The organism is Streptomyces murinus (assembly GCF_002154555.1).
GTDB lineage: Bacteria > Actinomycetota > Actinomycetes > Streptomycetales > Streptomycetaceae > Streptomyces > Streptomyces murinus.
In genome coordinates, this window is the sequence record NZ_MUNF01000641.1 from 1 (window position 1) to 5417 (window position 5417).

The window sequence follows — 5417 nt, forward strand, 5'->3', positions numbered from 1 at the left end:
TTCGCCGGCACCCTGCTGCTGATCTTCATGCTCCAGGCCCGCAACGTGCCCGGCGCCATCCTCATCGGCATCGTCTCCGGCACGGTCGTCGCCGCGGTCCTCAACGGGCTCGGCGTCATCGACCCCCGCCAGTGGGCCTCCGGCGCGCCCGAACTGCACGGCGGCGCCGTCTCGATGCCGGACTTCTCGCTCTTCGGGCACATCGGCTTCGGCGGCTGGGACAAGATCGGCGGGATGACCGTCGCGGTGATCGTCTTCACCCTGGTGCTCGCCGGGTTCTTCGACGCGATGGCCACCATCATCGGCGTCGGCACGGAGGCCGGACTGGCCGACGACAAGGGGCGGATGCCGGGGCTGTCCAAGGCGCTGTTCATCGACGGCGCGGGCGGTGCGATCGGCGGTCTGACCGGCGGCTCCGGCCAGACCGTCTTCATCGAGTCGGCGACCGGCGTCGGCGAGGGCGCCCGCACCGGGCTCGCGTCCGCGGTGACCGGACTGCTGTTCGCGGCCTGTCTGTTCTTCACCCCGGTGACCGCGATCGTGCCGCAGGAGGTGGCCTCCGCGGCGCTGGTGGTCATCGGCGCGATGATGCTGATGAACGCGCGGCACGTGGACTGGGGCGACCGGGCGACCGCGATCCCGGTCTTCCTGACCGTCGTCCTGATGCCGTTCACGTACACGATCACCACGGGCGTCGCCGCGGGCGTCATCTCGTACACGGCGATCAAGGTGGCCCAGAGCAGGGCGCGGGAGATCGGCGCGTTCATGTGGGGGCTGACGGTGATCTTCCTCGTGTACTTCGCGCTGCACCCCGTCGAGAGCTGGCTCGGCGTCCACTAGCGCCACGCCGCCGCCCCCTTCACCGGCAACCACCCTTTGAGGAGACCGACAGATGCTGGACCTCGCCGAGGAGTTGAACCGTTGGGTCGGCCAGGGGCGTGACTTCGCGGTCGCCACCGTCGTGGCGGTCGGCGGCAGCGCGCCCCGGCAGCCCGGCGCCGCGCTCGCGGTCGACGCCGACGGCACCGCCATCGGCTCGGTCTCCGGCGGTTGTGTGGAGGGCGCGGTGTACGAGCTGTGCCGGCAGGCGCTGAAGGACGGCGAGACCGTCCTCGAACGCTTCGGGTACAGCGACGAGGACGCCTTCGCGGTCGGCCTGACCTGCGGCGGCGTCATCGACATCCTGGTCGCACCGGTCCGGGCGGAGGACCCCGCCCGGCCGGTGATCGCGGCCACGCTGGCCGCCGCCGCGCGCGGGGAGGCGGCGGCGCTCGCCCGGATCGTGGCGGGCCCGGACGGCCTCCCCGGCCGCGCCCTGCGGGTCCGGCCCGACGGCTCGTACGACGGCGGGTACGGCGCCCACCCCGAGCTGGACCGCACCGTCGCCGCCGAGGCCCGCGCCCTCCTGGACGCGGGCCGCACCGGCACCCTGGAGACCGGCGCCCGGGGCGCGCGCTGCGGGGCGCCGGTCACCGTCCTGGTGGAGTCCTCCGTACCCCCGCCCCGGATGATCGTCTTCGGCGCGATCGACTTCGCCGCCGCCCTGGTCCGGGTCGGCAAGTTCCTCGGCTACCACGTCACCGTGTGCGACGCGCGCCCGGTCTTCGCCACCCGCACCCGTTTCCCGGAGGCCGACGAGATCGTGGTCGAGTGGCCCCACACCTACCTGGAACGCACCGGGACCGACGGCCGTACCGCCCTGTGCGTCCTCACCCATGACGCCAAGTTCGACGTACCGCTGCTGAAGGTGGCGCTGCGCCTCCCGGTCGCTTACGTCGGCGCGATGGGCTCCCGCCGCACCCATCTCGACCGCGCCCGTCGCCTGCGCGAAGTCGGCCTCAACGAGCGGGAGTTGTCCCGTCTGCGGTCCCCGATCGGCCTCGACCTCGGCGCCCGTACGCCCGAGGAGACGGCCCTGTCGATCGCCGCGGAGATCGTCGCCACCCGCCACGGCGGCACCGGCACCACCCTGACCGGCGGCCACACCCCGATCCACCACGACCGGACCGTCCCACCCCGGATCGACTCGGTGGCCTGAGCCTCAAGCGGTCCCGCCCCCGGGAAAAGCGATTGCCGCCCACCCCGGGCCCTGTGTTCCATGAGGGCATGGTCTCCCTCGACCGGCTGCTCGCCTTCTCGGCGCTGGCCCTCCTGCTGATCGTGATACCCGGCCCGAGCGTGCTCTTCGTCGTCGGGCGGGCCCTCGCGCACGGTCGCCGGACCGCGCTGACCACGGTCGCCGGGAACACCCTCGGCGCGTACGTCCTCGTCGCCGCCGTGGCCCTCGGCATCGGACCGGTGGTGGAACGCTCGGTGCTGCTCTTCACCGCGCTCAAGCTCGCGGGCGCCGCCTACCTGGTGTACCTCGGCGTCAGGGCATGGCGGCAACGCGGTTCGCTGCGGGCCGCGTTCACCCGAGCCGGGCCCCCGCAGCGGGGCGGTCTGCGCACCTTCGGCGAGGGCTTCGCGGTCGGGGTGGCGAACCCCAAGACGATGGTGTTCTTCGCCGCAGTACTGCCTCAGTTCGTGGACCGCGCCCAGGGGCATGTGCCCCTCCAGATGCTGCTGCTCGGCCTGGTCTTCAACGTCATCGCGCTGGTCTCGGACAGTGTCTGGGGCCTGGTCGCCTCCGCCGCCCGCGACTGGTTCGCCCGCTCGCCCCGCCGGCTGTCCGCGGTCGGCGGCGTCGGCGGCCTGGCGATGATCGGCCTGGGCGTGACGGTGGCGGCGACCGGCCGCAAGGACTGAACCCCGTCCGGAGCAAGTCGACGCACGGCGAGTGGAGTTGACTCCGTTCACGCCCGTCTGAGCAGTCGGTTCATCCCGCGTCCGAAGACGACACGGGCCATGCGCGCGACCACGCCGTCGAACGCGCGGGGCAGGAAGCGTACTCGCAGCTCCTCCTGCCACACCACCCGGCTGCGGCCCCCGGGACCCGGCACGACCTCGATCCGCGCCCAGCCGAGGATCACCCGGCCCCGCTTCTCCAGCCGGCACACCCCGCCCTCGTCACCCACGGGCGGCCGCCAGACGGTCACCTCCATGGTGTCGTCCACGGCGAGCGGCCCGAGGCCCGTGCGCGCCGTGAAACGGGTGCCCACCCCGGTCGGGCCGGGGGTGAGCACCCTGATCCCGGTCAGCGGCACGGCGAGCGTGTGGCGGGGCCACTCGGTGATCCGGCGCCATGCCTCGTCCAGCGGGAGCGGCACGGTCCGGGTGAGGGAGAAGGTCGGCACGTGCCGATCGTAGGCAATGACCTCCGCGCGCCCCGGAGTTCGGCACCGGCTCACCCGGTCGGCCCAGTCCCGCGGCGCTCAGGGCCGGTAGACCTTGCCCGGCTCGGCCCTGCCCGGGGCGAGGAGCTGGGGGACCGTCACGAAGGTGTATCCCTGCTTCTTGAGGGCGTCGATGATGCCCGGCACGGCGGGCACGGTGCCGGAGTAGATGTCGTGCAGCAGGATGATCCCGTCCCGGTCGGCCTGGTCGAGGACGCGCTTGGTGATGAGCGCCGAGTCGGTCGTGGCGTAGTCCTTGGCGGTGACGCTCCACAGGACCTCCGCGAGCCCCAACTCCTTGCAGATCTCATGGATGTTGGCGTCCGTACGGCCCTGCGGCGGGCGCATCAGGGTGGGCTTGCGCCCGGTGATCCGCTTGATCGCGTCGTTCGGCCGCCGCAACTCGTCGCGCACCTGGTCGTCGGATATGTCCGTGAGGATCTTGTGGTCCCAGGTGTGGCTCGCCACCTCGTGACCCTCGTCCGACATGCGCTTGACCAGCTGCGGGTACTTCTCGATGTGCCGCTTGCCGAGCAGGAAGAACGTCGCGTGGACCTTCTTCTCCTTCAGGATGTCCAGCAGCCTGGGGGAGTTCTCGCTGGGGCCCGCGTCGAAGGTCAGCGCGATGCACTTGGCCGTGCGGCAGTCGACGCCGCCGAAGCTCGCCGGCGCCCCCTGCGCCGCCTCCTTGCGCGCGCTGCTCGGCGAGGTGGTGTCGACCTGCGCGCAGCCGGTCAGCGCCAGCGCCATGCCGACGGCGGCCGAGGCGAGCGCGGCCGGACGGAACCCGCGGCGCCGTTCCCGCATCTTGTCCGTCGCGGACACCGGCGTACGGGTCTTCTTGATCGAAGGAAACATGCCGGGACTATACACACATTTTATAGTTCTTTTGTTCGAATGTGGACGAACCTTCACAGGGGCGGTCGGGCACGCGGTCACCGCACACCGGTAGTTCCACGCCGGTGCGGGGAGTAGCCTCGGCAGCATGACGCGCACGGGGGAGCGAGCCGTCAAGTCCCGCTTACGCACGCCGACATGGATCGCCCGCATCGAGGCACCGGACGGCGCGGTGCTCGGTGCCGGGGTGCTGCTCGCCCCCGACCGAGTGCTCACCGCGGGCCATGTCGTCACCCCGGGCACGCGGTACGCCGTACGACTCGTCGGGGTGCCCGGACAGGGCGCGGTCACCGCCACCGTCCGCCCGGACGAACACGTACCGGAGCGGGAGGACGCGTTCGGCGACCGCAGCGGCGACCTCGCCCTGCTGCGCCTCGCGGAACCCCTGCCCGCCGAACACACCACCCGCCTCTACCGGTTGGCCTCGCCGCACGGTCCGGTGAGCATGTACGGCTTCCCGGCCGGCGACGACGGCGGCCGCTGGCACGGCGCCACCCTGGTCGCCGCCCGCGGCCGGGACAGCCGGGTCCAGCTGCGCCCGCTCACCCCCGGAGAGCTGGCCGCCCCCGGCTTCAGCGGCGGCGGAGTCGTCGACCACGCCACCGACCAGGTGATCGGGATCGTGCTCAGCGTGGACGAGGGGCAGGTCTCCGCCTTCAGTCAGATGAGCCCCACCGAGACCATCCTCAGCCATCTGCCGCAGGCCGCCGCCTGGACCGACGGCGCCTCGGCGGTCGACCCCCGGCTGCGCGGCCGGGCGGCGAACGGCGCCGGACGCCTCGACGTACCCTTCGCCACCGAACTCGCCAGATGGTTCCGGGGCGAGGGCTGGCCGGTGCTCGTCACCGTCGTACCGGCCCGCGGCGACCGCGCCTTCACCCTGGAGCGGGCCGTCACCCTCGCGGACCGCGAACTGCGCACCCAGCGCAACACCAGCGCCTTCAGCCATGACCCGCCCGAGACCGTGCCCCCGGCCGGTGCACACGATCTCGCCCTGGACGTCCGGCAGTTGACGGCCGGACAGGTCATGGACCGCATCGCCGAACGCCTCGGCATCCGCGACGACCCCCGGCCCGAACGGCTCGCCACCCTGCGCGTCCCGCTCGCCGCCGTACTGGTCGGCGTCGAGCAGAGCGCCGAACCCGACGCCCTGCTCGCCCTGTTGGACCGGCTCGCCCGGCACGGGGCACGGCTGCTGCTGGTCCACCGCCGCCAGGGCGGCCGGGCCGCCCAGGCGGCGGTGGA

6 protein-coding genes are annotated in these 5417 nt (G+C 72.8%); 4 read left to right on the forward strand and 2 right to left on the reverse strand.

Translation table 11 applies throughout. The features are described from left to right. From CCN72_RS32065 to CCN72_RS32075, 3 genes are all read left to right on the forward strand, one after another. A partial coding sequence (locus CCN72_RS32065) for an NCS2 family permease (RefSeq protein ID WP_143664268.1) occupies positions 1-840 on the forward strand: 840 nt, incomplete at its 5' end. A gap of 52 nt (positions 841-892) precedes the next feature. After that, a complete protein-coding gene (locus CCN72_RS32070; RefSeq protein WP_086811688.1) occupies positions 893-2038 on the forward strand; it encodes an XdhC family protein in 1146 nt (381 codons plus the stop codon). Between the two features lie 68 nt (positions 2039-2106). Further along, on the forward strand, positions 2107-2748 hold the full coding sequence (locus tag CCN72_RS32075; protein ID WP_086811694.1) for a LysE family translocator: 642 nt from the start codon (positions 2107-2109) through the stop codon (positions 2746-2748). 47 nt (positions 2749-2795) lie between these two features. On the opposite strand, the gene CCN72_RS32080 is transcribed toward CCN72_RS32075, so the two are convergent. Both CCN72_RS32080 and CCN72_RS32085 read right to left on the reverse strand, forming a co-directional pair. Continuing rightward, positions 2796-3236: an SRPBCC family protein gene (locus CCN72_RS32080; RefSeq protein ID WP_086811690.1), complete on the reverse strand. Its 441-nt coding sequence runs from the start codon at positions 3234-3236 to the stop codon at positions 2796-2798. Positions 3237-3314: 78 nt separating this feature from the next. Beyond that, entirely contained in the window at positions 3315-4082 is a 768-nt protein-coding gene (locus CCN72_RS32085; RefSeq protein WP_086811696.1) for a polysaccharide deacetylase family protein, read from the reverse strand. A 178-nt stretch (positions 4083-4260) separates the two neighbouring features. Here CCN72_RS32085 and CCN72_RS32090 point away from each other — a divergent pair. Then, positions 4261-5417 (forward strand): trypsin-like serine peptidase (locus tag CCN72_RS32090; RefSeq protein ID WP_086811692.1); only part of this gene is annotated, 1157 nt, incomplete at its 3' end.